The organism is Photorhabdus bodei (assembly GCF_003287735.1).
Taxonomy (GTDB): Bacteria; Pseudomonadota; Gammaproteobacteria; order Enterobacterales; family Enterobacteriaceae; genus Photorhabdus; species Photorhabdus kayaii.
This window is the reverse complement of sequence record NZ_NSCM01000034.1, coordinates 26591-52362: the sequence shown is the minus strand read 5'-3', so window position 1 is coordinate 52362 and position 25772 is coordinate 26591. Positions and strand designations below refer to the sequence as shown.

General features: G+C 41.2%; 30 protein-coding genes. 14 read left to right on the top strand and 16 right to left on the bottom strand.

The annotated features are described in order from the left end of the window. Window positions 1-119 precede the first annotated feature (119 nt). From CKY02_RS16680 to CKY02_RS16670, 3 genes are read right to left on the bottom strand one after another with little or no spacing between them, the layout of a single operon-like run. On the bottom strand, window positions 120-449 hold the full coding sequence (locus tag CKY02_RS16680; RefSeq protein WP_112896161.1) for a YdbL family probable chaperone protein: 330 nt from the start codon (window positions 447-449) through the stop codon (window positions 120-122). A gap of 9 nt (window positions 450-458) precedes the next feature. Beyond that, window positions 459-656, bottom strand: coding sequence for a YnbE family lipoprotein (locus tag CKY02_RS16675; protein WP_011146401.1), 198 nt, complete (start codon window positions 654-656; stop codon window positions 459-461). Further along, window positions 653-3280: a YdbH family protein gene (locus tag CKY02_RS16670; RefSeq protein WP_193493151.1), complete on the bottom strand. Its 2628-nt coding sequence runs from the start codon at window positions 3278-3280 to the stop codon at window positions 653-655. The genes CKY02_RS16675 and CKY02_RS16670 overlap by 4 nt, the downstream gene beginning before the upstream one ends. A 365-nt stretch (window positions 3281-3645) precedes the next feature. On the opposite strand from CKY02_RS16670, the gene CKY02_RS16665 reads away from it, so the two are divergent. The 3 genes from CKY02_RS16665 to CKY02_RS16655 all read left to right on the top strand — a co-directional run bounded on the left by CKY02_RS16665 (window position 3646) and on the right by CKY02_RS16655 (window position 6029). Then, window positions 3646-4650 carry a 2-hydroxyacid dehydrogenase gene (locus CKY02_RS16665; RefSeq protein WP_112896160.1) on the top strand — a complete coding sequence of 335 codons (1005 nt, stop codon included), beginning with the start codon at window positions 3646-3648 and terminating at the stop codon, window positions 4648-4650. A gap of 21 nt (window positions 4651-4671) precedes the next feature. Then, the gene (gene hslJ / locus CKY02_RS16660) at window positions 4672-5085 is read left to right on the top strand and encodes a heat shock protein HslJ (RefSeq protein ID WP_112896159.1); all 414 of its coding nucleotides are present in this window, start codon (window positions 4672-4674) and stop codon (window positions 5083-5085) included. Between the two features lie 323 nt (window positions 5086-5408). Beyond that, complete coding sequence (locus tag CKY02_RS16655) at window positions 5409-6029, top strand: hypothetical protein (RefSeq protein ID WP_112896158.1); 621 nt, start codon at window positions 5409-5411, stop codon at window positions 6027-6029. A 68-nt stretch (window positions 6030-6097) separates the two neighbouring features. Here the strand turns inward: CKY02_RS16655 and CKY02_RS16650 are convergent, their stop codons facing one another. From CKY02_RS16650 to CKY02_RS16635, 4 genes are all read right to left on the bottom strand, one after another. After that, window positions 6098-6739 carry a hypothetical protein gene (locus CKY02_RS16650; RefSeq protein WP_112896157.1) on the bottom strand — a complete coding sequence of 214 codons (642 nt, stop codon included), beginning with the start codon at window positions 6737-6739 and terminating at the stop codon, window positions 6098-6100. Window positions 6740-6928: 189 nt separating this feature from the next. Beyond that, window positions 6929-7360, bottom strand: a complete 432-nt coding sequence (locus tag CKY02_RS16645) for a YcgN family cysteine cluster protein (protein ID WP_112876029.1) — start codon at window positions 7358-7360, stop codon at window positions 6929-6931. A 23-nt stretch (window positions 7361-7383) separates the two neighbouring features. Then, on the bottom strand, window positions 7384-8040 hold the full coding sequence (locus tag CKY02_RS16640; RefSeq protein ID WP_112896156.1) for a fumarylacetoacetate hydrolase family protein: 657 nt from the start codon (window positions 8038-8040) through the stop codon (window positions 7384-7386). Window positions 8041-8267: 227 nt separating this feature from the next. Continuing rightward, entirely contained in the window at window positions 8268-8540 is a 273-nt protein-coding gene (locus tag CKY02_RS16635) for a YcgL domain-containing protein (protein ID WP_112876032.1), read from the bottom strand. A 144-nt stretch (window positions 8541-8684) separates the two neighbouring features. On the opposite strand from CKY02_RS16635, the gene minC reads away from it, so the two are divergent. From minC to minE, 3 genes are read left to right on the top strand one after another with little or no spacing between them, the layout of a single operon-like run. Then, on the top strand, window positions 8685-9368 hold the full coding sequence (gene minC, locus CKY02_RS16630; RefSeq protein WP_112896155.1) for a septum site-determining protein MinC: 684 nt from the start codon (window positions 8685-8687) through the stop codon (window positions 9366-9368). Window positions 9369-9391: 23 nt separating this feature from the next. After that, on the top strand, window positions 9392-10204 hold the full coding sequence (minD, locus tag CKY02_RS16625; protein ID WP_112876034.1) for a septum site-determining protein MinD: 813 nt from the start codon (window positions 9392-9394) through the stop codon (window positions 10202-10204). Between the two features lie 3 nt (window positions 10205-10207). Further along, entirely contained in the window at window positions 10208-10477 is a 270-nt protein-coding gene (minE, locus tag CKY02_RS16620) for a cell division topological specificity factor MinE (RefSeq protein ID WP_112876035.1), read from the top strand. 142 nt (window positions 10478-10619) lie between these two features. Here minE and rnd read toward each other — a convergent pair whose 3' ends face one another. Next, the gene (rnd, locus tag CKY02_RS16615) at window positions 10620-11747 is read right to left on the bottom strand and encodes a ribonuclease D (protein WP_112896154.1); all 1128 of its coding nucleotides are present in this window, start codon (window positions 11745-11747) and stop codon (window positions 10620-10622) included. A 90-nt stretch (window positions 11748-11837) separates the two neighbouring features. Further along, window positions 11838-13526, bottom strand: coding sequence for a long-chain-fatty-acid--CoA ligase FadD (fadD, locus tag CKY02_RS16610; RefSeq protein WP_112876037.1), 1689 nt, complete (start codon window positions 13524-13526; stop codon window positions 11838-11840). A gap of 353 nt (window positions 13527-13879) precedes the next feature. Between fadD and CKY02_RS16605 the strand changes: the two genes are divergently transcribed. Further along, window positions 13880-14413, top strand: coding sequence for a GNAT family N-acetyltransferase (locus CKY02_RS16605; protein ID WP_112876038.1), 534 nt, complete (start codon window positions 13880-13882; stop codon window positions 14411-14413). A gap of 97 nt (window positions 14414-14510) precedes the next feature. On the opposite strand, the gene CKY02_RS16600 is transcribed toward CKY02_RS16605, so the two are convergent. The 3 genes from CKY02_RS16600 to CKY02_RS16590 all read right to left on the bottom strand — a co-directional run bounded on the left by CKY02_RS16600 (window position 14511) and on the right by CKY02_RS16590 (window position 17861). Continuing rightward, on the bottom strand, window positions 14511-15092 hold the full coding sequence (locus tag CKY02_RS16600; RefSeq protein WP_112896153.1) for a Slp family lipoprotein: 582 nt from the start codon (window positions 15090-15092) through the stop codon (window positions 14511-14513). 95 nt (window positions 15093-15187) lie between these two features. After that, window positions 15188-15883 carry a tRNA (adenosine(37)-N6)-threonylcarbamoyltransferase complex dimerization subunit type 1 TsaB gene (gene tsaB, locus CKY02_RS16595; RefSeq protein ID WP_112896152.1) on the bottom strand — a complete coding sequence of 232 codons (696 nt, stop codon included), beginning with the start codon at window positions 15881-15883 and terminating at the stop codon, window positions 15188-15190. A gap of 67 nt (window positions 15884-15950) precedes the next feature. Continuing rightward, entirely contained in the window at window positions 15951-17861 is a 1911-nt protein-coding gene (locus tag CKY02_RS16590; protein WP_112896151.1) for a DNA repair helicase YoaA, read from the bottom strand. A 100-nt stretch (window positions 17862-17961) separates the two neighbouring features. Between CKY02_RS16590 and CKY02_RS16585 the strand changes: the two genes are divergently transcribed. The 6 genes from CKY02_RS16585 to CKY02_RS24810 all read left to right on the top strand — a co-directional run bounded on the left by CKY02_RS16585 (window position 17962) and on the right by CKY02_RS24810 (window position 21409). Beyond that, entirely contained in the window at window positions 17962-18306 is a 345-nt protein-coding gene (locus tag CKY02_RS16585; protein ID WP_112896150.1) for a RidA family protein, read from the top strand. Window positions 18307-18837: 531 nt separating this feature from the next. Further along, window positions 18838-19125: a helix-turn-helix transcriptional regulator gene (locus tag CKY02_RS16580; protein ID WP_240002071.1), complete on the top strand. Its 288-nt coding sequence runs from the start codon at window positions 18838-18840 to the stop codon at window positions 19123-19125. Next, a complete protein-coding gene (locus tag CKY02_RS16575; protein WP_193493149.1) occupies window positions 19115-20371 on the top strand; it encodes a type II toxin-antitoxin system HipA family toxin in 1257 nt (418 codons plus the stop codon). Before CKY02_RS16580 ends, CKY02_RS16575 begins: the two co-directional genes overlap by 11 nt. 133 nt (window positions 20372-20504) lie before the next feature. Then, window positions 20505-20687 (top strand): hypothetical protein, encoded by a 183-nt coding sequence (locus tag CKY02_RS24815; protein WP_167405323.1) that lies wholly within the window; start codon window positions 20505-20507, stop codon window positions 20685-20687. 295 nt (window positions 20688-20982) lie between these two features. Next, window positions 20983-21219, top strand: a complete 237-nt coding sequence (locus CKY02_RS16570) for a hypothetical protein (protein ID WP_112896149.1) — start codon at window positions 20983-20985, stop codon at window positions 21217-21219. Beyond that, entirely contained in the window at window positions 21185-21409 is a 225-nt protein-coding gene (locus CKY02_RS24810) for a hypothetical protein (RefSeq protein ID WP_162120253.1), read from the top strand. The genes CKY02_RS16570 and CKY02_RS24810 overlap by 35 nt, the downstream gene beginning before the upstream one ends. 81 nt (window positions 21410-21490) lie before the next feature. On the opposite strand, the gene mdtI is transcribed toward CKY02_RS24810, so the two are convergent. The 4 genes from mdtI to zwf all read right to left on the bottom strand — a co-directional run bounded on the left by mdtI (window position 21491) and on the right by zwf (window position 24343). Beyond that, window positions 21491-21823, bottom strand: coding sequence for a multidrug/spermidine efflux SMR transporter subunit MdtI (gene mdtI, locus CKY02_RS16565; protein ID WP_112896148.1), 333 nt, complete (start codon window positions 21821-21823; stop codon window positions 21491-21493). Between the two features lies 1 nt (window position 21824). After that, window positions 21825-22241 carry a multidrug/spermidine efflux SMR transporter subunit MdtJ gene (gene mdtJ, locus CKY02_RS16560; RefSeq protein WP_112896147.1) on the bottom strand — a complete coding sequence of 139 codons (417 nt, stop codon included), beginning with the start codon at window positions 22239-22241 and terminating at the stop codon, window positions 21825-21827. 442 nt (window positions 22242-22683) lie between these two features. Next, window positions 22684-22851, bottom strand: a complete 168-nt coding sequence (locus CKY02_RS24805) for a hypothetical protein (protein ID WP_167405322.1) — start codon at window positions 22849-22851, stop codon at window positions 22684-22686. 16 nt (window positions 22852-22867) lie between these two features. Next, window positions 22868-24343 carry a glucose-6-phosphate dehydrogenase gene (gene zwf, locus CKY02_RS16555; RefSeq protein ID WP_112896146.1) on the bottom strand — a complete coding sequence of 492 codons (1476 nt, stop codon included), beginning with the start codon at window positions 24341-24343 and terminating at the stop codon, window positions 22868-22870. Between the two features lie 344 nt (window positions 24344-24687). Here zwf and CKY02_RS16550 point away from each other — a divergent pair, with 344 nt between their 5' ends. Further along, window positions 24688-25548, top strand: a complete 861-nt coding sequence (locus CKY02_RS16550; protein WP_011146375.1) for a MurR/RpiR family transcriptional regulator — start codon at window positions 24688-24690, stop codon at window positions 25546-25548. The last annotated feature ends 224 nt before the right edge of the window (window positions 25549-25772 follow it).

Below are 25772 nucleotides of genomic sequence, written 5' to 3'. Positions count from 1 at the left end.
AGGGGTAAGCCAAAGAGACAATGACCCTTTAGCTTGAACAAAGAGAAAGCGGCGTCATTTAGGCGCGGTCGGTAACATGCCCTTATAGGGCTAGAGCAAACCACCCGCTATGCGGGTGGTTATGATTTCTTCAACCACTTACCATTAATACCAAGCACATACTCACCAGGTTCAGCTCTGTTCACCAATTTTTCGCCAGTAAGTTTAGCCACTTGCTTTGTAGAAATATTATTGCCAGCCGCAATTTCTGCGTATTTTTTCTCACGGGCTTGATTAATTTCTGCCACCAAAGCTTGTGCCTGACTATCTGTTTTCACTATAGCCAGATAACCACTGAAAGTTTCACCGACCAACCCTTTCTGCTTCGCCTCATTCAGGGTCATTCCTACAACGGAAGAGCTGAACAATACACTAGCCAATAACAATATTCCCGTACCTGTTCTCTTCATAATGCCCCCCTAGAATAAACCCGTGTTATTCTTAAGCATCTCTTCAACTTGCCTGTCTACTTTTATCTGAATTTCATGCTCAATTTTGACATTCATATTAATATTAATGGGCTTCTCCGGTGTTGCCACTTCAAGGCGTATACAACCTGACAGCATTAAAGGCCCCATTGATAGTAAGAACAGCTTCATTCCAGTTTGTTTTGTCATCTATCACTCCCATTTAATACAGATATATTCTGCTGTAGCCAATCTTCAAGATTGTTGCCAAACCGTAAACTACGCCATAAGTGAAAGATATTCTCTTCATGATGGTAATTCAGTTTGACTTGCCGTTTTTTATCTCTTAATGAATTAACACCTTGAATTTCAGCATTAAGTGTCAGAATCCCTAAATTATCAAGACTGACTTGCGCCCGTAAGAGACTGATTTCTAAATAGCGTAACCAATCCATAGCGGCACCAGCGGAAATATTATCTTTGTTAATGGAATCTATCGTGTCTTTATCCAGACGTAAGGTCATATGGTCGATATTGGCAATCCGACCTTGCTGAACTATCCAACGTTCATTATTAATAAACAACGGCAATTTTCCGCTGATTTTGCCGGACATCGCAAATTGTTTAACTTTCAATACCGTAAAAAGGCGACTTAACTCCAATTTATCAAGCGTCAAAATAGCAGGATGCTGCTGAGGAAGCCTTAATTTATCTAGGTTAATATGTCCATCCAATATACCTACATTCACATTAGTCAATTCCAGCGGTTTTTGTTCCGATGGTGGATAAAATCCCTGTAAATCCGCCGTCAAGCTACGCATTTCAAACAGGTTATTAATCGTTTTCACTCGTAGCTGAACCGGCGATTTAACACCAAATTGCCAGATACTATCTCTCAGGCGCCACGGTAAGACAAAATCAAGCCCACTGATTTCACCATCTTTAAGCCACATGCTGCCATTTTTTACCACCCAGTGACCACCCGCAACAAAACCTTGCCCCTGTGTAACAGAAAAAGCGGCCTGTGCATAAAGATCACCTGATCGTAAGTTTATCCCTAAATCTTTAGGTACCAACGGCTGAAATGCGAGTAAAGATTGAGTGGGCCAACGCGCTTCACCACGCAATCTTGCTCCATCCCAACGACTGTAAAAAGGGATCGGACCCATATTTCTTGATGAAAGATCACCATTAACAATAAAATTGTTCGGGCTTTCTCCTGTCAATTTTGCTGTCAGCTCAGCGGGGGGCAAAAAGCCACCGGACCGAAACGATGTTTTCTTCGCTGTCAGCCGTAACTCACCATTAAAGGCGGGCGATTCTTCTGAACGTTGCCATTCCAATGGTTTTGTTAATTGTAGACGCGGCGTATCCACCCGGATCATGCCGTGCTTAATAACATTAAAGCCGGTAGTCATTTCGCTGACGCTAATCAATGTGTCATGCCAGCGCCCTTTTCCGGCGATATCCCATTTAGCCTGTAGTGACGGCAAATCGCCATCTCCCCAATAGTTCCAACGCCAATAGCCTTTATCCGGCATAAAATTCTCGGCATGACCATCAAGATGCAAATGGAATTTTCCCCAGTCACGGTGTTGTGCATTTACAATTGCCTGTAACCGACCAGTAAAACCGTCACGTGTCAGATAAGCTCCCGCTAACGGTGATCGGGCATCTTTAACAATAAGCTCATCAGACAAACGCCCCCAAACCCGAAACAACGAACCTGACTGGAAAGTCATTTTCGGATTAACCAACGGACCATTAATTATCGCAGGCAATGACATAGCCATAATCATATCCTGCACATTAATCTGACCTGTTAATTGAAAAGGAAGTTGCGTATTTAATGAGTTTATCCGGCCCGGTTTTATCGTTAATACAATATTCGCTTTACCACGTTCACCCTGAGTGACCAAATTTATACGGCCACTAATTAGCAGGTTATCCAACCCTTGTTGCCAATGAGCAATCTTAATATTCACGCCACCCGCAAGAGGTTGCCCCGCCCCAGTCCACCGCCATTTACCATCAGTAATATCAAGCTGTTCTTGGTTAAACCGCCAAGGTAATTCAGCCAAAGATAGTGTCGCCCCCTCTTCTCTGATAATAAGCTTGCCGGATTTCCCTCGCCAACCTAACTTGATATTTAGCGGGTGCGCATATTGCTTGGCAATAATTTTACCTTTTACTTCACCATGAGGAGGTAGTTTATCCACATTAAGAGGTAAAGTCATTTCACCATTAAGGCTGATTTCCTGTTCTGGTAATTTAATTGCCAGTTGGTCAATAACTAGCGATTCCTTACCATAAATATGCGCTGACAATTTAACCTTCTTCCCCTGATAACTTAGTTTTTGCCCCTGAGAAGAGGAATTGAATTTTAGTCTTCCAGCAAAATCTTGCCAGGGATGAAAAGAAAGATTTTCCACGGACAAACTTCCTTGTGGAATATGAGCTAAAATATCAGCAACAGACAATGGAGCAAGACCTTGTGTAGATTCAGGTAACTGATTTAGGCAATTGATATCCCCACTAATATCTGCGGCATTTAATTGCCAATGATAACTGTTATCTATCTCTGAATATGGGTAACTAACAGATAATCGCGATACACGAATAAGCCTGCAATCCTTCACCTGCAATAAAATATCAGCCAGTTGCAAAACTCCATTTTTCCATTCTGGTTGTTTCAATGAAACCGTCATACCTGGAGGTAACCAGTGACCGGTAACCTTAGGTAACCAATGAGGAATCGAAAACCATCCCGCCGCCATCAGTAATACCAACAGAATAGGTATGGTAATGAATATTTTTAACCCTTTGGTTATCAAATCCTTGCCTCTCCTTATTAAGCCTTAGATCGGTTACTTCTATACCCGCTATCTTTCAAGTTGCCTCTTTGTTGGCTGCACTCGCTCACCCCGGTCACATCGTTACCTATGCTCCCGGGGATTCGCTCCCTTGCCGTCGCGATCCATCTTGAAATCCATTGGGTATATTGTTATTCCATAATTTAGCAGACAAACATTAAACTAAGACATTGATTATTAAGAAAATTATGTTGAACATATAGGGGAACAACAAGCAATACACTTATAGAGTTAATTAATTTATTGTTTATTTAACCCCTTACGTCAGCAATAATTTAAGCCCAAAACAATTTATTAGCTACTTAAATTATAGCGGAGATAATTCCATGAAATTAGTCGTTTACAGTACCAAACAGTATGACCATAAACATCTGGAGCAGGTCAATAAAAAACTCGGATTTGGTTATGATTTCGAGTTTTTCGATTTCCCTCTTAGTTCAAAAACTGCCAAAAACGCTATTGGTGCAGATGCTGTTTGTATTTTCGTCAACGATAATGCTGACCGTAAAGTGCTCGAAGAATTGGCTGAAATGAATATAAAAATCCTCGCGTTACGTTGCGCAGGTTTTAATAATGTCGATCTAGATGCAGCTGAAGAATTGGGTATTCAGGTTGTACGAGTTCCAGCCTATTCCCCTGAAGCTGTTGCTGAACATACCGTCGGATTAATGTTGTGCTTAAACCGCCGTATCCACCGAGCTTACCAACGTACCCGTGACGCCAATTTCTCTCTTGAAGGCTTAATTGGCTTCAATATGCACAGTCGTACAGCGGGAATTATCGGAACCGGCAAGATTGGTATTGCAACTCTACGTATTCTTAACGGGTTTGGTATGCGTTTGCTAGCTCATGATCCCTACCCCAATCAAGCTGTTTTGAATCTCGGTGCTCAATATGTCGATCTGGATACGCTGTATGAACAATCCGACGTCATATCTCTTCATTGCCCGTTAACACCAGAAAACCATCATCTGCTGAATGAAGTTGCTTTCAGCAAAATGAAAAACGGCGTAATGATCATCAATACCAGCCGAGGGGCTCTAATTGATTCCATCGCAGCCATTGGCGCATTAAAACAACAAAAAATTGGCGCTCTGGGTATGGATGTTTACGAGAATGAACGCGATCTCTTCTTTGAAGATAAATCTAATGACGTAATTCAGGATGATATTTTTCGTCGCTTGTCTTCATGTCATAACGTGCTGTTTACCGGTCATCAGGCATTTCTGACAGAAGAAGCCTTAACCAGTATCAGTGAAACTACGCTGAGAAATATCCAGCAATTAATCAACGGGAAAAATTGCCCAAATATTGTTAGTAAGTACCCTTAAAATAATATATAGGAGATAAACATGAAAAAAATACTACCTTTGGCAACAGCAACTTTATTGTTAGCCACATTCCAAGCGTCTGCGGTAGAAAACGTGTCAGTTGATGATTTACAACGTCACAAATTTGTTCTGGTGAGCGTTAATGGCGAAGGCGTGAAAAATCAAGATGGTCGCGTACCAACCATTGAATTCGGGGAAAAAATGCACGTTTCTGGTTCCATGTGTAATCTCTTTATGGGTCAAGGTAAACTGAAAAATGGTGTACTGACCGTTAAAAACCTAGCCAGCACTCAGATGCTTTGCTCTGATGAAAAATTGAATAGATGGGATTACCTAATTGGTCAAGTGTTAGAAGATGGCGTTAAAGTGAAGTTGAAAGATCAAAAATTGACACTATCTCACCCCGACAATACATTGGTTTATAAAGTTCAGTAATCAAAAAAATCATTTATAAAGTTAGCATTAAACATTTAGCAGAGTGAAATTTCTTGAATGGACTCAAGATTAAACTCTGTTTATCCAAATGTTTTATGTTTTAGGTGCCGGAAATTATTCTCCGGCACTTCCAGATATAATACCTAAGCAATAAATTTACCGCCGACATTAAACTTTTAAACATTATAGGAGAACCAAAATCGACATAAATAAATATAGATAACATCACTTATTTTTAACTTATTCCCTCCAACTTAAATAAAGAGCTTTACACTTTTTACATTTAATAGATAGTTTACTAACTAAATAAAAGGAAATAATTTATGTCCAATATTGTACTGACTGATATTCAATTTATCGACCTCATGAACGAAATGCGCCAACACGCAAAACGGATGTTAAATGATTCTAAAATTGAACCATTTATGCCATCGACACCTGAACTTCAAGCATATGCAAATACGCTTGGGGAACAATATGAAAGTATAGATATTACCGAAAATAAGGAAATAGATGGTATTATTAATGAATTGAAAGATTCTGTGAAATCTGGTGCTAATTCAACAACAAACGTTTCTAAGGCAAGTGTAACTGATAGCACACAGAAATATCAGAAAGCAATTACCGCTGATCCAGACAACGCAGACCAAGACTGGATCGATAACATGAACAAATCTCGTCAAAGAACCAAAGATGAGAACAACAGACAAATTGATACAAGTTACGATAAAGCCATTCAACTCGGGTTACAATTTCCTAACTCTAGAGCAGCAATACAAAGTTTTATGGAAAAAACTAATGCATTCTTCTCCAGTTTATTTGGCAGACTTTCAAATTTTATACTTGATGCAGCCAGGCAACTCTCTGAATGGATAAGCAGAGCGTGGGAATCAATTAAATCGTTCTATGATAAAATTAATGTTTGGATTTCCGGTGCTTTGTAATTAATTGATAATGGTTCGAATTAGTTCGAACCATTATATTCACCTCAGATATAACCTGGAAAAATTAATTACTTATTAGGCAGTTTGATCCTGGAAATAATTGCCAGTCTATCCATATAATATTCCACATTACCCCACAACCAACTCTGCTCTTTACTAACATCACCTTCAGCTAAAATATTTCTTAATTCACAAGTCATAACGTCATAGCCGTAAACATGAAGCCCAAACTGTAACGCCTCATACATTCTGGCTTGCCAAAAAGAGGTGCCTTCTATTATTTGACTCATATTTGAAGCAACAACATCATAGGTTTTAATCAGATAGTGGAAAAAGATTTTAGCGGCCAAATCACTTAATGCCGCTTTATGTTGTGGCTTCCTCGTTCGCCACACAAGTATCTGCGAAGCGAGGCGACAGTTAAGCACCAAGTCACTTAATATAATAACTTTGTTGTAATAAACTACTTCTTTTGTTTCGTCACTAAGCAGCGCTAATTCAAAATAGGGCTCATCTATATCATCCAAATCTAGCCTGTTATCAACCCTGATCAACCGGTAACCAGGTGGAAAAATGAGTTCATCCACATCATGCACAATATTAGTACCAGAGGAATCAAGAGCATCATACAGAACACGATTGAACTCTAACTCACTCAATTGGATGAAATCATTGGTAATCTTTTCTATGTTTCCCACATGTATTGGCATACTTTATGCCTCCTATAATAGACCACAGGTTCAATTACCTAATGGTAATAGTATAGATGCAATTATATACAATCAACCTTTAGTTCATTTTTGGTGGATATACCCACTGGTTAACTTAGCTCTAGAGCAAGCTCCCAACTTGGGAAACACAGAAAATAACTTATTAAATTACAGTTAGTTAAATCATTATCAAGGTTTATTAATAATATGGTCTTCCCATTCCACAACATCAATTTCCCGTACAGCGATATGCCTAACAGAAATTCTTTCGCTATGCATTGCTGATTTAGAACCTTTAATCAGAGGATGCCACGGTAATAATGGCTTCCCTTCTTCAAGCAAACGATATGCACAAGTTATTGGTAACCATGCAAAAGTCGGCAAATTATGACGGGTTAATTTGATACAATCCGGTTCATATCTGAAACGATCTTCGTAATTTTTGCATTGGCACGTTTTTATATTGAGTTGATTGCAAGCAACATTAGTAAAATAAATTTCATCGGTATCATCATCCATCAATTTATGTAAGCAACACTGCCCACAACCATCACATAATGACTCCCATTCTTCATCCGTCATCTGATCTAAGGTTTTTACCTGCCAGAAAGGCTGAGACATAACTCTACTATTCCTTATATTATTCAAATCACCCTGGTAGTGAGTGAATTATCATTCAGAGTAACCTTTAGCACATCACCGGGTTTTAGTGCTCCAACACCTTCCGGTGTACCAGTGAGAATGACATCTCCCGGCCGCAAAGTGAAAAAGTGCGACATATGGCTGATCAGGGGAACAATGGGTGTCAACATATCGTTACTATTACCGTTCTGCCGTAGCGCATTATTGACTGTCAGTGAAAACTGGACATTCCGCGGATCACCAAAATGACTTATTCGAATAAACCCAGATATCGGGCAAGAGCCATCGAACGCCTTACTTTTTTCCCACGGTTGACCCGCTTTCTTGAATTTAGATTGCAAATCACGCAAGGTGAGATCCAATGCAACAGCAAAACCCGCGATAGCGGCGCCAACTCGCTCTTCATTTGCTTGTTTCAACGGCGTACCAATCAGTACAGCCAGTTCAACTTCATGATGAACAACACCAAAATCCTTTGGAATTGCAATTGGCTGATGTATATCACACAGTGCAGTTTCCGGCTTAATAAAAATGACTGGCTCTTCCGCTGGCTGAGATCCCATCTCTTTAATATGTTTAGCGTAATTACTACCAACGCAAACCACTTTATTGACAGGAAGATCCAGTAATGCCCCCTGCCAGTCTCTGTGTTGATACATATTCGTTTCTCACTCTGGTTTATTAGGCAACATACCCATAATTATAGCACTTATTGCCCCATCTTATCGGCCACCACGCCAAAACTGATCGCAAAATAAGGAAACCTTTCCTTTGAGAGGCAAACCAGATTGTTTCCCTTATAAAAGCACAACTCATTGTGAATATTGTGGTGGTTAATAAAACCGCGCCGACGGTTAATTTTGCTCATCAAGCCCCTGGATTCTTCTTATTTTTCCATCTGGTTCAGATGTGCATTCATTAAGTTTTCAACCGGAGGGGGGATTTGCAGGTAAAAACCCTGTTCAATTAACGATATTTTTACCTTTTCGATATCAGCACCAGCCAAGTTTTTTCTGTCCACCAGAGAGATCGTCATTGTATATTGGGGCTGTCCAAAACTTTTCAGTAACTCTTCGGGAACGCGAGAGAAATTATCTCTTTTTTCAACATAAAGATATGTTTGCTCCCTTTTCGGACTTCTGTAGATCGCACAAATCATTATAATAAACTCTTTTAAATTCAGGTCACAACTTGCTTGAATAATTCAGTAATTATAACATGTTTATTGTATTTCTAAATATCGTATCCCAGGGGGTATTCTGGGGGGATCTCAAATTTGCTGAATCTGAGTCAGGCAGGATAGATGTCACAGTCGCCAATTGAGCTAAAAGGCAGTAATTTTACGCTTTCGGTTGTTCATTTACACAATGACCAACCAGAAATCATTCTACAGGCCCTACAGGAAAAAGTGGAACAAGCACCGGATTTCCTGAAAAATGCGCCTGTTGTCATTAATATCTCCGCTCTGCCGGCAAGCGCTGATCTGAAAGCACTGCATTACGCTATTGATTCAGCAGGATTCCGTATTGTCGGAATAAGTGGTTGTCGTGATGAGCAACAACGCAGGGCGGTAATAAAAGCATCCTTACCACTACTAAGTGAAGGAAAAAAACAAAAAACCTCGGCAAAGGAAGATAAACCGGTCGAACCCGCAATTAAAAAAACCCGTGTAATTAATTTACCTGTTCGCTCAGGTCAAAGGATTTATGCCCAAGGCAGTGATCTTATTGTTACCAGTAATGTAAGCGCCGGTGCCGAATTGATTGCGGACGGCAATATTCACATCTACGGTATGATGCGTGGTCGGGCATTAGCCGGTGCATCCGGTGATCAGGAGTGCCTGGTTTTTTGCACCCATTTAAATGCTGAACTTGTCTCTATCGCAGGGCAATATTGGCTCGGCGATAAAATCCCAACTGAATTAGCAGGAAAAGCCGCAAAACTTAGCCTGGTAAATAATGAATTAACTATTGAACCTTTAATCTAGCCCTTTTAATAAGGAATCACTTCATGGCACGCATTATTGTTGTTACATCAGGTAAAGGTGGCGTTGGCAAAACCACTTCAAGCGCGGCCATTGCTACCGGCCTTGCTCAAAGAGGTAAAAAGACCGTCGTTATCGATTTTGACATCGGCCTGCGTAACCTCGATCTGATTATGGGATGTGAACGCCGCGTAGTTTATGACTTCGTGAACGTTATCCAAGGAGACGTCTCGCTTAATCAGGCATTAATTAAAGATAAACGTACCGAGAATCTTTATATCCTACCTGCATCGCAAACCCGCGATAAAGACGCTCTCACTACTGAAGGCGTTGAGCAAGTTTTAGTTGATCTGGATAAACAAGGTTTCGAGTTTATTATCTGCGACTCCCCAGCAGGGATTGAAAGTGGTGCGTTGATAGCACTCTATTTTGCTGACGAAGCCATTATCACAACAAATCCTGAGGTCTCTTCCGTACGTGATTCAGACCGTATTCTGGGTATCCTGGCCTCAAAATCTCGACGAGCTGAACGGGGTGAAGATCCCATTAAAGAACATCTGCTATTAACCCGCTATAACCCAGGCCGTGTAAGTCGTGGTGATATGCTGAGTATGGAAGACGTTCTGGAAATTTTATGCATTCCTTTAATCGGTGTTATTCCGGAAGATCAATCTGTACTGCGTTCATCTAACCAAGGGGAACCGGTCATTCTGGATACAGAATCTGATGCAGGAAAAGCGTATACAGATACTGTTGAACGTTTACTAGGGGAAGAACGTCCTTTCCGCTTCATTGAAGAAGAGAAAAAAGGCTTCTTAAAACGCCTGTTTGGGGGATAAAACATGGCCTTGCTAGATTTCTTTCTGTCGAGAAAAAAAACGACAGCAAATATCGCTAAAGAGCGGCTGCAAATCATCGTGGCAGAACGTCGCCGCGGTGATTCTGAACCTGCTTATCTGCCTGATATGAAACGGGATATCTTGGCAGTAATCTGTAAGTATATACAGGTCGATCCAGATATGCTCTCTGTACAATTTGAGCAGAAAGGTGATGATATTTCCGTCCTGGAGCTGAATATAACATTACCTGAGGTAGAAGAACCTCAAAAATAACGCGGATAAACAGTGCTGTTTTATCACTACCGCCATCAAAGTAACCACAAACGAATTATGTGGCAATCTGAGATAGGGAACCCCTAACCGGGAACCCCTTCTCATGCTTTAGACTGGCGTCAGGCTAAAGCTCTAATATGGGTTAATCAGGATAGTTCGCCAGAATCTCTGAGACTGGCTCAGCCAGCAACTCTCCCCGCCACCCACTAAGCAGTTCAGGTTTGCCATTTAATTGTTTCAATTTCCAGTGAACACTGAGTAATTGATTAATCTGACGACGAGATGCCAATAATTCAGAATTAAATCTATGCTGCTCACTTACCTGATGGATCAGCGCTTTAATATCCTTAAATGCTTTACGATAACCAGGTTGATCAATCAGGTTCGTCATTGGCGGCGGGCATTCACTTTCTGGAATATTTCCACTTTCAGCAACCATTGCCAATAGGCGACGACCATGACAACGAATCTCCTGCCCACTTAGCCCTAACGCATCCAACTCTGCCAAAGAAGTTGGCATATAACGCGCTACCTGCCATAGGTTTTCTTCACGAATGACGAAGTTCACGGCTAAATCGCGTTCTCTGGCCTGACTCAAACGCCATGCGGCCAGTTTTTTCAAACACGCAAGCTGTTGGGGACGTAATTGACAGATATTGCCTATCTGTTTATAAGCACATTCCGGCACCAATATCTCTTTACGGCGTCGACAGATAAGTTGACACTCACCCGTCGCAGCCTCCATATATCCAGCCTGCTCTGTTGCAGTCATTAGGATATCCGCTAAAGGCAACAGATAATAAACATCCGCTGCTGCATACTCGCACTGTTTTTCACTTAACGGACGGGCAAGCCAATCAGTGCGGGATTCGCTTTTATCCAGCTCGACATGGATATATTCAGCCACCAGCGCGGCAAAGCCACATGAAAGCGGGTGCCCAATAAAAGCCGCCAAGACCTGAGTATCAATCATCGGTTCCGGCAAGCATTGAAAAGCATTCAGAAAAACTTCCAAATCTTCACTGCCAGCATGTAACAGCTTCAATATTTGAGGATGAGTAATTAACTCACGGAAAGGTTGCCAGTTGGTGATATTAAGTGGATCAATCAGAGAAAGTTGTTCGCCATCATACAGTTGTATCAAACCTAATTGTGGGTAATACGTCCGTGTGCGTACAAATTCAGTATCCAATGCTACTTTTGAGTATTTTTTTGCCCCTTCGCAAACTTGTTGCAACTGAGCATCTGTGGTGATCAACTGATAATTCAAAACATAGTTCTCTTAGCCATTCATGGAATAAGCACGACAACGCCGGCTAATACCGGCGTTGTCGTGCTTATCAATATTATGAAGAGGATCTCAGGCTATAGCTACATTCCTGACCTTTTCCTCTTCATCACGCAGTTCCCTACGAAGAATTTTACCTACATTAGACTTAGGTAATTCATCCCGGAACTCAATGATCTTTGGTACTTTATACCCTGTTAGATAACGACGACAATGGGTTTTAAGTTCATCCTCGGTCAAACTAGGATCTATCCGAACCACAAATACTTTGACAGTTTCACCGGAACTTTCGCTTGATACCCCTATTGCTGCTGACTCTAGCACTTTAGGGTGAGCTGATACAACATCTTCAACTTCATTAGGATACACATTGAAACCAGAAACCAAAATCATATCTTTTTTACGATCTACGATACGAATGAAACCTTGTTCATTAACATTCGCAATATCACCCGTTGCTACCCAACCATCTTTCAACACTTCTTCTGTTGCATCAGGACGATTCCAATAACCAACCATCACCTGTGGGCCACGTATCCACAATTCTCCCTGCTGGCCCATCTCTACCTCATTACCATCATCACCCATAAGTTTGATTTCCGTTGAAGAGACCGGGAAACCAATACTGCCAGTGTAATGTTTCGAATTATAAGGATTACAGGAAACCAAAGGTGAACATTCTGTCAGACCATAACCTTCAAGCAGATTGGTGCCTGTCACTTTTGCCCATTTCTCAGCAACCGCTTTCTGTACCGGCATACCACCACCAACAACCAGACGCAGCGTAGAAAAATCAAGCTTCTTAAATTCTTCATTATTCAACCAGGCGTTAAACAATGTATTTACCCCGGTGACAGAAGTGAACGGATAACGACCTAATTCTTTAGCTGTACCCGTAATATCACGCGGGTTAGTGATCAGAAGATTGCACCCACCCAAGTAAATAAGTAACAAGCAATTTACCATTAACGCAAATATGTGATAGAGAGGCAACGCCGTAACAATCAGCTCTTGGCCTACACGTAATAATGGAGAATAAACCGCTTTTGCCTGTTCAAGATTTGCCAAAATATTACGGTGAGTCAGCATAGCCCCCTTAGCTACGCCAGTGGTGCCACCAGTATATTGCAGAAAAGCCAAATCATTACCGTTAATTTCTGGTTTTACATATTGCATGCGATAACCTTTCTGTATCGCACAACGAAATGAAATGGCATCAGGCAGATTATACTTCGGTACCAGCCGTTTAATATATTTCACCGCAAAATCAACCAACGTACCTTTAGGACGAGATAGTTGGTCCCCCATACGCGTCAAAATAACATGCTTAACTTTAGTATTAAAAACGATCTTTTCCAATGTATGGGCAAAATTGGAGACGATCACAATAGCGGAAGTGCCGCTGTCATTAAGCTGATGTTCAAGCTCACGTGGCGTATACAGCGGGTTTACATTTACGACAATCATACCTGCACGTAGAACACCAAACAGTGCAACGGGATATTGCAGCAAGTTTGGCATCATCAGCGCAACGCGATCTCCTTTACTTAATCCCAAGCCATTTTGCAAATATGCTGCAAATGCCCGACTACGCTCTTCCAACTTACGAAAGGTCATAATCTCACCCATATTGATAAATGCAGGTTGATCCGCATAGTGCGCTACGGCATTTTCAAACATCTCAACCAATGATGCATAACGATCCGGGTCAATTTCCGCAGGAACATCCGCCGGATAATGTTTTAGCCAGACTTTCTCCAAGGTAGTACTCCTGAAATTTTAATTGCTATGTTATCACTCGCCTAATAAATAACGCACGCTTTGATTTAACAAATTATTAACTCAGCGTACCAGTTTAAAAAAGAAACATTGTTCAGGTTGAGATACACATCACTAATTTCACGTTAATCCTGATACATAAAAACAAAGAGAATTGTGTTGTCTGTAAATTATTTTTATTTATCAGTATATTATTGCCACAGTTAATATTTAACTTTGTAGCTATTGACTATACATTGACCTACTTATTTTTTGCTTAAGATAGCATTTTTGAAATAGCATTTATTGCTTTCGTCTATTCCAATGCATTATTAAAAAACCAATGGTAATAAAAAATGATTATAAATAACATTACGGTCAGAAGGGCAACCTATAAAGATAGTGCTACTATCAGCGACATAGAGCGCCAAGCTGCGTCCCTTTTTCCAGAAGAACTCTTACCAAAAGTGCTCGGTGATCAAACCCTACCCGCGTATGAAATTGAATCAAGTATTCAGGAACAACGGCTTTGGGTCGCTGAAAGTGATCAAAAACTGGTTGGATTTGCGCTAATCCGCCGTTTAAATCAATTGATGCTGCTAGCTGAGATTGATGTGTTGCCGAAATATCATGACCAAGGTATTGCCAGTACCCTGCTTAGCTTAATCATTGAGCAATTAGAACAAAACAAAGAAACCGCACTTTACCTCACAACTTTTCGTGATTTTCTACCAAGCCGCAAATTATATGACAAATTTGGTTTTGTCATACTGCATTCGAATGATATTCCTAATGAACTACAGAAAATTCTAGTAGAAGAGATGACTGCGGGTTTGGGTGCAAGAATTGCGATGAAATTAACGATCAATCCAAAGATAGATAGGAAATAACAAATAAATTACCGCCACATATTATTGCGGCGGCTCAAACTGGAAAGAAAGTTACAATGTCACAAAGTGTATATCAACAATCCCGATTGAAATAACTCTATCTGGTCAAAATAGTCTCAACAGGTGTGGGGTCGGGGTAATACCAATTCCATCCCCAACCTGAATAATATGGATAGCCATAATAATTCCAAGGCCCCGGGCCATAAGGCATCAATACTCGCTGAACAACTTTCCAGCGTTGATAACCCATTGCATTAATCACAACATAAGCATAATCCGCACAACCAATTTTTCCCTTTTTCAATCCCACTATCGGACCTACGACAGTGACGTAATTTCCTTTAAAATCGTCAGGATCAAGGAAATCATTAACATAAACATAGATACGGCCAAGGGAAGGCTCATCTAATTCTGGACTGGCATCCGATGCTAATGGCAATGACGATATTTCCAAACGAGTACGGTGATTTTCATTTACTACACCAAGTACCTTGCCGCCGAATCGCCCTTCCTGCCCGATAAACAGCTCAGGCGTACTCTTAACAGAAAGCAGATCTTGAACAGGCGTTGGTGACGTTCCTTTTATTGAATCAGGAACGGTGATACAGCCTGTAAGCATTACAGCACCTAATAAGATTAGCGCGTTAATACTCGTCCGGTAGTTTATTACTCTTAACATAACCACCTTCTCCTAAAAATTGTCCCAATCATGATGTTTAAAATAACTCTGTCTATTTGATACTTTCTTTTACTACAAGCTTCATCAATAGATACTTAACGGCCCGGTAATTTTTTCCAAGTAACTTCATTACGCAAGTATACCGGTTCAGCATGTTCTACGGCCGTCACTTCACCGTTTTGCCACATCTGTATTGCCAGAGGTAACATATCTTCAGCATGAGGTAATGTGATACTACTATCAGTTAACGTTAAATGACTTGCCATCAACTGAGGATAAGCCTGCCAGCCAGTACCCGCAACCACCCAATCGCCACTTAATGAAGCCATGAATGCCTGTACCTGTTCCGGTTTCAACACTGCTTCTGTTTCACTTCCTTGCCATTCACCTTGCTGATTACGGATATATTGCCCCCAATAAACTTCTCCCATCCGGGCATCAATGGCGGTTAATACCTGAGTTGCACCTAGCAGACGAAAAACACCTTGAGCCATTGCATTGAGCGTTGACACACCAATCACCGGCAGTTCAGCCCCCAGTGCCAAGCCCTGAGCAATACCAACACCAATACGTACACCGGTAAAACTACCCGGCCCACGGCCAAAAGCTAAAGCGTCAAGCTGTTGTAAACTCATCCCCGCTTCTGCCAGAACAGATTGAACCATAGGTAAAATACGTTGCGTGTGTTCACGTGGAGAAATTTCAAACTGTGCCAAAACGGCACCATCATTCCAAAGAGCAACAGAACAGGCTTCCGTTGCAGTATCAATAGCCAGAATTCGTACAGGCATGCCTTAAGCACCTCGGCAAGAAATATAATCCAAAATAAGGTGCTATTTTATCACAACGCAGTCGATTTTACCCAGATTGCCGGGCTTGCAAGAAAGCGACCGCTTTCGTTAAATCTCGGGTTCGTGGTGAAGGTGGCAAACTATTCAAAAACACTTCACCATATGGACGCATCACTAAACGATTATCACAAATAACAACGACGCCATAATCATCAATATCACGAATAAGCCGCCCGACACCTTGTTTCAGGCTAATCACCGCATCCGGTAACTGAACTTCATTAAATGCATCACCACCTCTAAGTTGGCAATCTTCAATACGGGCTTTTAACAGCGGATCATCCGGTGCCGTAAAGGGCAATTTATCGATAATGACACAGGAAAGCGCCTCACCGCGCACATCAACACCTTCCCAAAAACTGCTGGTTGCCACCAATAAAGCGTTGCCGGCAGCAATAAATTGCGAAAGTAGCTGACCCTTGCTAGTTTCCCCCTGAACCAAAACCGGCAATGTCATGTTGGCACGGAATGCCTCAGCCAGACTGCGCATCATCTGGTGTGAGGTACATAAAAAGAAACATCGACCTTTATTGGCTTCAATGAGTGGTTTGAGCATCTCTGCCAACCATTTTGCACTACCAAGCTGATTTGGTGATGGTAGATGACGGGGAACACAAAGTAGTGTCTGGCTTTGATAATCAAATGGACTTGGCAGTAATAACGTTTTCACCTCTTTTAAACCTAGTCGTTCAGTGAAATGGGAAAGTTGCTCGTTAACAGAGAGTGTCGCTGAGGTGAACACCCAACAACCGGATTGCTCATTAATTATCTCATTAAATTTATCGGCAACAGACAGCGGTGTGAGTGCTAAAAGAAAATGACGACCATAACTTTCAAACCAATAGCTATAACCGGGGATAGTCACCTCTTTCAAGCGTTTAAGACGATTACGATAAATTGTTGCCCTTTCAAATGCCGCATCCAACATGACTGAACGCCCTAAAGATAATTTTATCACGTCATAACAAAGCTCAAGCGCATCATCAAGCAATACTAATGCTCGCTGGACTTGCGGATTTTGCAATAACTCCCGCAAATTACCCCGATAACCATTCTCTCCCAACGCTAGCCGGAAATCTTGTGTACTCTGACTCAGACGATCTGCGCTCTTTTGTAACTGAACTTGATCTCGGACTTCCGTGCGATACGCCATAGTGATGTCTCTTGAGAGATCCATCAGTTGGCGGCTACTTAATTGCTGACCAAAATATTGACTGGCAATATCAGGGATTTGATGTGCCTCATCAAATATTTTGACTTCTGCTTGCGGGATCAACTCACCAAATCCCGTTTCTTTCACCACCATATCCGCCATAAACAGATGATGGTTAACAACGATAACATCTGCCTCCATTGCCCGACGGCGGGCTTTGAGTACAAAGCATTCCTGATAACGTGGGCAATCACTGCCAAGGCAATTATCGTTCGTACTGGTGACCAACGGCCAAACCTGGCTATCTTCCGCCACTTGGTGACAAGTACTGATATCACCCTCTTCAGTTTGTGAAGACCAGCCTCTTAGCCGAACAATATCTGACAGAATTTCTGCTTCCAATTGTCCGCCCCCAAAAGAGTGCTGTTCCAACCGTTCCAAGCACAGATAATTTGCACGGCCTTTCAACAACGCCAATTTACCGGTGAAATTAATTGCTTCAGCGACTGTCGGTAAATCACGATTATAGAGCTGATCCTGTAATGCCTTAGAACCTGTGGAAATGATAACTTTCTGCCCAGAACGCAACGCGGGTGCTAAATAGGCAAATGTCTTACCTGTTCCCGTGCCTGCTTCTACGACCAATTGTTGATGGTTTTTAATCGCACACTCAATAGCCACTGCCATTTCTCTTTGAGCATCACGGGGTTTAAAACCTGTTATTGCTTTAGCAAGGGCACCATTTTTCGCAAAATCGTCTGACACAAACCGTCTCTTTCAATAGAATGGATGGAGATTATGCCAATAGTATGTTCTGATCACCACCCAAAATCAGGCAGATAATCATTCACAGGAAGGAGTATCCATGACAATTGAACGTATTGATCCTCAAGATCGCTGGTCCGAAGCGGTAGTTTACAATAAAACCATTTACTACACCGCCGTACCGGAAAACCTGGATGGTGATATTACTGAGCAAACAGCGAATACACTGGCCGCTATTGATATTATGTTACAGCGTCTCGGTTCTGATAAAAGCAAAATTATCGACGCCACTCTTTTCCTGGCGGATGGAAAAGAGTTTGCTGGCATGAATGCCGCCTGGGATGCATGGGTTGTTGCAGGAAGCGCACCTGTACGCTGCACAGTTGAAGCTAAACTAATGAATCCCAAATACAAAGTCGAGATAAAAGTTATCGCAGGTATTTAATATTAATTTGGGGATATTCTCTATCGCCTGCATTTATATTTTAATTATATGGAGGTTATTAAGAATATCCCAATAGGTGTTATTAATGTAAATAAGATATAATTTTATCCGTTAATTTAGTTGCAATAACATTTTAAAATAAAATATTAATCGATATTTTCATGAACTACATTATCCATTGTTCCAAGTGGAATATTATATACCCTATGGATTTCAAGATGCATCGCGACGGCAAGGGAGCGAATCCCCAGGAGCATAGATAACTATGTGACCGGGGTGAGCGAGTGCAGCCAACAAAGAGGCAACTTGAAGGATAACGGGTATAAACCCAACACTTCTAACCTTCCTCCTATGCCTTGAACTATAAGATGACCATTATAATGGTCATCTAATGTTGACATTCTTATTTTGACAAACCATGATAATGACTATTATAATGGTCATTAATACTATCAATGATCATTATAATGGTCATACGGAGGGAGTATGTTAAAACATAGAGCCTATTCAAAATTCTCTAAAGAAGCAGTCATGTTACTCGGAGAACAAATCAAGTTAGGTAGAAAACGGCGCCATTGGTCAGAAAAGAATTTGGCAGAACGTGCTGGTATATCCAGAACCACACTGCAAAAAATTGAAAGCGGAGATATGGGTTGCTCTATAGGATTAGCATTTGAGCTAGCTAACCTTGTAGGTATCAACTTGTTTGACAGTGATAAGCTTCCTATCTCAGCACGTATAGAACAAACGAGAGATAAGCTAGTTTTGTTACCACAACGTATTCAGGAAGAAGAGAGAGAAATGTACGATGATTTCTAACAACAAAGAAGCTTATGTCTGGATATGGTTACCAGAACAAACTAAGCCAGTGGTGGCTGGCCGCCTAGAAGAATTTAATGGCCGCATTTTATTTAACTATGGTAAAAGTTACCTTGGAAGATTAAATAGCCAGCCACCATCTATCTCGATTTATGAGCCAGAATTACCATTAAAATCAGGGATCATATCCCCACAGAGTGATCTAACAATACCTGGCTGTATCCGCGACGCTTCTCCTGATGCGTGGGGTCGCAGAGTTATAATCAACAAAAAATTAGGACTAAAAGGAGCAGATACAGAAACTACTATATTAAATGAAATAACTTACCTTCTTGAATCAGGATCTGACCGCATAGGTGCTTTAGATTTTCAACTATCTCCATCCGAATATACTCCACGATCTATAAAAAATGTCAGTTTAGAAGAATTAGTTCAATCCGCAGAACGAGTTGAAAATGGTCTATTATTAACGCCAGAATTAGACCAAGCACTTTTTCACGGTAGTTCAATCGGCGGGGCACGGCCTAAAGCACTAATTGAGGATAAAGGAAGAAAATATGTCGCTAAATTTTCTTCAAGTAGTGATCTTTACAGTGTAGTTAAAGCAGAGTTTATTGCCATGAAACTTGCTAAGCGAGTTGGTATTGATGTTGCACCAGTAAAATTAACAACATCCTCAAATAAAAATGTACTATTAATTGAAAGATTTGATCGAGAACATACCCAAAATGGTTGGTTACGAAAATCAATGGTCTCTGCTCTAACCCTATTTAATTTGGATGATATGATGGCTAGATATGCTAGTTATGAAAAATTTGCCGAGATTATACGATATCGTTTCACTAATCCTCAAAAAACATTAGAAGAATTATTTTCACGGTTAGTTTTTAATATATTGTGTGGTAACACAGATGATCACGCTCGAAATCATGCTGCATTTTGGGATGGAAAAAATTTAAGTTTAACCCCTGCTTATGATATATGTCCTCAAGGTAGATCGGGTAATGAAGCATCTCAAGCAATGCTAATAGTCGGAAATAAAAATCTAAGTCAATTACAAATTTGTTTGGAAACTGCGCATAACTTTAATATTTCAGAGAAAAAAGCAAAAGAAATCTTTAATAAACAAATATCAATAATCCAAGATAATTGGAACAGTATCTGTGAAGAAGCTGAATTAAGTGAAATAGATAAAAAGTTGCTCTGGCATAGACAATTTTTAAATCCATTTTCTATAGCTTTTTGAGAATTTTAGGAGCCTGTATATACCCTATGGATTTCAAGATGCATCGCGGCGGCAAGGGAGCGAATCCCCGGGAGCATAGATAACTATGTGACCGGGGTGAGTGAGTGCAGCCAACAAAGAGGCAACTTGAAAGATGACGGGTATATATACCTTATGGATTTCAAGATGCATCGCGGCGGCAAGGGAGCGAATCCCCGGGAGCATAGATAACGATGTGACCGGGGTGAGTGAGTGCCGCCAACAAAGAGGCAACTTGAAGGATGACAGGTATAAACTTATTATAAATCAATCTTACAGGCCAAAACACCTACTTTAGTAATGGCCTATTTTAGGAATAATTTTAAATTAGACTATTTTTAATTCGTAGATAAAACTTCGATGATTAAGTGTAATAAAATAGTTTCCAATATTGCTTATCACAAATCGCGTTAATTTCATCTGACAGAGTTAACTCACCAAATGGATTTTCGACTATTTACCTTTTCAATGTTGAATTATACTTATACGTCGTCCATACTTTCTAATAAGCACATCAGTGTCTGGCCACTGTTTAGTGAATATAAACATGGCCTAATCTTCAATAACTTTTATCACTTGGTATGGAGCATGCTATGGATGTTTGTTCAGGTTGTCATGATTCCCTTCATGATTCCGTTGTTGCGGAAGCAGAAGGCAAGATCTATAAAAGTTGCCCATCTTGTTCCGCCTCAATGGGTCAACATGTTTTTTATCACTATAAAGACTTTGACATGAAGGAGATGGGGAATGGCCGCTATATTGTTCAGTCTTGTTGTCCTGGTTGTTGCGTGAAAGATGGTCATAAACCAGACGTCTGTTTTACCTGCTAAAAGTCACTTATATACCCTATGGATTTCAAGATGCTTCGCGACGGCAAGGGAGCGAATCCCCGGGAGCATAGGTAACTATGTGACCGGGGTGAGTGAGTGCAGCCAACAAAGAGGCAACTTGAAAGATAACGGGTATATTCATATCTGCTGGTTATTATGCAAAATAGTTGCATGCCAGCAAATAATATAAGAAATAAACAATAAAATTCGTTAGTTAAAAACCTGAACGCCAATAACGTATCTTTGTCCTGACTTTAAAAATTAAGATGGCTTAAGCCATCTTGATCATCATCATACCCAACAGCAACAAGGCAATTCCACCCCAACCTTTACAATTCAAACGCTGATTAAACATAATCCAGCCAGCAGCAACTGTCGCGATAATACCGAAAGCGCCCCATAAGGCATAAGCAATGGAAAGCTCAATTCCCTTCACTGCCTGAGCAAGCGCACTGAACGCCCCAAGAACAGTAATAAGCGAAAGAATACCCATCCAAGGACGTCTAAAACCATCAGAAATTTTCAGTAAAATATTCGCTAAAATATCCAACGCTATAGCAAGGAATAAGAACGCCGCATGCCACCATTCAAATTGTTGCAACATGTTATGCCTCCTTTATTTTACCGTTTTTGGTTGTTGCGACACTGACAGCCTTATTTGCCATCTGCTTCACTACCTCTGCCGATTTTTTGACTGCGGCTTTTCTAGTGCCAGATTTAATCAACATAATCCCTGTTATCAGCAGAACCAATCCCCCTACTTTCATCAATGACAGTGATTCATCAAACCACATAACACTAAAAACAGTAATAAATAGAATGCCAACCCCTTCCCACAAAGCATACGCAACGCCTAGTGCCACTTTTTTCACCGCCATTGCCAACAAGATATAGGATGTGGCGATCATGATGTACATAACGGCCATGCCAACTACACCACCGGAAACGCTGGCATGTTTCATCGATAAAGTACCGATAACTTCGGTAATAATTGCCATTGCAAGGAACAACCAATAAATCATTTTCTTTCTCCTGACCACACAAATACGCACGTCAAGACGCAAACTATAAATGACCTAAACCCACCCATATATAAGATGAGAAATAATAACCTGCGTTTTTGACGAAACAGAAATACCGGTTGAAAACCGGTTAACAGGAGTCAGACGCTATAATGAACTGCACCAGTAATGCTCACTGGATAAAATGGCAGAAAGGAAAAGCATGTGAGTGGAACTTTGAAACTTGACGCTTTTGGCGCTGTTCATGATATTTCATTCCTTCATCGCACCGATATTCTGCGCGATATACTAAGAATCCTCATAAATAAATAGTGTTAATTTTCCTAGTACTTCTACCATATAAGATAATAGAAAGCAACCACCCAATCTCATTTATTTTTTTATCTGATAAACAACGTTGAATAGAAAAACAGAATTGATACCAACATATACCCTATGGATTTCAAGATGCGTCGCGACGGCAAGGGAGTGAATCCCCGGGAGCATAGCAAACTATGTGACCGGGGTGAGCGAGTGCAGCCAACAAAGAGGCAACTTGAAAGATAACGGGTATAAGCTGATACCTTGTTGATACTAACCCAAGCCGCTTATAGTGCGGCTTGAGCTTCAACAGAAAGGTTTGTCAATTACTCAAACTCATTCCACGAACGACCATCGCGAGTGATCATCGCAACAGAAGCGACCGGCCCCCACGTCCCCGCCTGATAAGGCTTAGGCGCATCATTATCCGCCGCCCATGCATTCATAATAGAATCAACCCATTTCCACGCTTCTTCCACTTCATCACGACGAACAAATAGCGCCTGAATACCCCGCATAGCCTCCAGCAGTAACCTCTCATAAGCATCCGCCAACGGAATATGGTTAAACGTTTCAGAGAAACTCAAATCTAGCTTAGTGGTTTGCAGACGATGCTTGTGTTCCAGCCCCGGAGCTTTGTTCAGCACTTCAATATCAATACCTTCATCCGGCTGCAAACGAATCGTTAGCTTGTTCTGCGGTAGTTGTTGATAAGATTCAGAAAACAAGTTCAGTGCAGGCTTTTTGAAATAAACTACCACCTCGGAACATTTCGTTGGCAGACGTTTACCGGTTCTCAGGTAGAAAGGAACCCCGGCCCAACGCCAGTCATCAATATCGACACGGATAGAGACAAAAGTTTCCGTCCGGCTGGACTGGTTTGCCCCCTCTTCTTCCAGATACCCCGGTACCTTATGCCCCTGAACAAAACCAGCAGTGTATTGACCTCGTACCGTCTTCTCCCGCACATTCGTATGATCAATACGACGCAGAGAACGCAATACTTTTACTTTTTCATCACGGATACGGTCTGTCGTCAGATCTGCCGGAGGAGACATAGCAATCATGGTCAATATTTGCAACAGGTGATTCTGAATCATATCGCGCATCTGCCCAGCTTGGTCAAAATAACCCCAACGGCCTTCAATACCGACTTCTTCAGCTACTGTAATTTGTACATGATCAATTGTCCGGTTATCCCAATTATTCACAAACAAGGAATTGGCAAACCGCAGCGCCAACAGATTCAATACGGTTTCTTTACCCAGATAATGATCGATGCGATAAACCTGACGCTCATTGAAATATTTAGCCACTTCATCATTGATGGCTTTGGATGATTCAAGATCGGTCCCTAAAGGCTTTTCCATCACAACTCGATTTGGCTCTTTATTTAGCCCTGCAAGGCCCAATCCGTGACAAACCGAACCAAAGGTACTGGGTGGCATCGCAAAATAATGGATTGCAGGCCGATTATCCTGCTTAAGAATTGCCTTCAATTTGGCAAAGTCTTCCTTTTGATTAACATCCAGATTGCAGAACGCCAAACGCTCACTCAATATCTTCCATAATTCTGAATCTAATTTTTCTGGCAAGAATGTATTTAAAGCTTCTTCAACAACCTTGGTATAAGCTTTTTTATCCCAATCAGCCCGGCCAACACCGATAATCCGGGTTTCTGGGTGGATATAACCCGCTTTCTCAAGCTGATAAAGGGAGGGCAATAATTTCCGGCGTGCCAAATCCCCTTTAGCGCCAAAAATGACTAAATCACAAGCCTGAGCTGTAGAAGTAACCGCCATATGTCTCTCCTCGTTGCGGGATATTGTAATTTTGTTACAGCATTAACCGATAATGTACTCTTTTGACCATGGCGCGTAAACAGAGATAACGAATAACCATCACCCCGCGTTAACAATATGTTTCGCATATGATAAAAATGTGATAAATTTATGTAATTTTACAACGTTTATGAAAGATAATTACCAATATGAAAGTTAGACACTTGTCATACTTTTATGAAAAACATTAAATTATTGTGACTTCCTACTGCCAGCTTCAATTTGCTAATAGTATATTTTCATAAAAATTTACATAGATTTCTCTTCTGAATGAAATCGTCAAAAACCACAGGTAACTGCGTTTTATGAATACACTGGAACGGGTCCAAAACAGTATCGAATTTTTGAGTAAGTCAGAAAAAAAAGTGGCGCAGACAATCCTGGCTTCACCGCAAACTGCAATTCATACCAGTATCGCAACACTGGCAAAAATGGCGGAAGTCAGTGAACCCACGGTTAACCGTTTTTGCCGCCGTCTGGATACTAAAGGTTTTCCCGATTTCAAACTCCATCTAGCCCAAAGTCTTGCCAATGGCACGCCTTATGTAAATCGCAATGTTGAAGAGAGCGATACAGTGAGTGCCTACACCAATAAGATATTTGAATCGGTAATGGCAACTCTGGATACCGTCAAAAACAATTTGGATATTACAGCCATTAACCGAGCTGTTGATTTACTGACTCAAGCCCGGAAAATCTCATTTTTTGGCTTAGGGGCTTCTGCGGCCGTCGCACACGACGCAATGAATAAATTTTTCCGCTTCAACATCCCCGTTATCTATTTTGATGACATTGTGATGCAACGGATGAGCTGTATTAACAGTGCCGAAGGTGATGTCGTCGTCCTCATATCCCATACCGGCAGGACTAAAAGTCTGGTCGAAGCAGCACAACTTGCGCGAGAAAATGATGCGACAGTTATCGCAATTACCTCCCAAGATTCTCCCCTCGCCCACGAAGCAACACTCGCCATTCTTCTGGACGTCCCGGAAGATACAGATATTTATATGCCAATGGTCTCAAGAATCGCTCAATTAACTGTTATTGATGTTTTAGCTACGGGTTTTACCCTGCGCCGTGGTTCAAAATTCAGAGATAACTTGAAAAGAGTCAAAGAAGCGCTACGAAATTCACGCTTTGATAAAATTGACTTTCCCCCGACCTGAAAATAGTCCTCTTACTATACCCTATGGATTTCAAGATGCATCGCGACGGCAAGGGAACGAATCCCCGGGAGCATAGGTAACTATGTGACCGGGGTGAGTGAGCGCAGCCAACAAAGAGGCAACTTGAAAGATAACGGGTATATTAGGCTGACTCGCAACAATTGCGTAGTCAGTGATCGTTTATGGCTCATTGAGCATCAGTAAATAATCTGTACCAGCCAAGA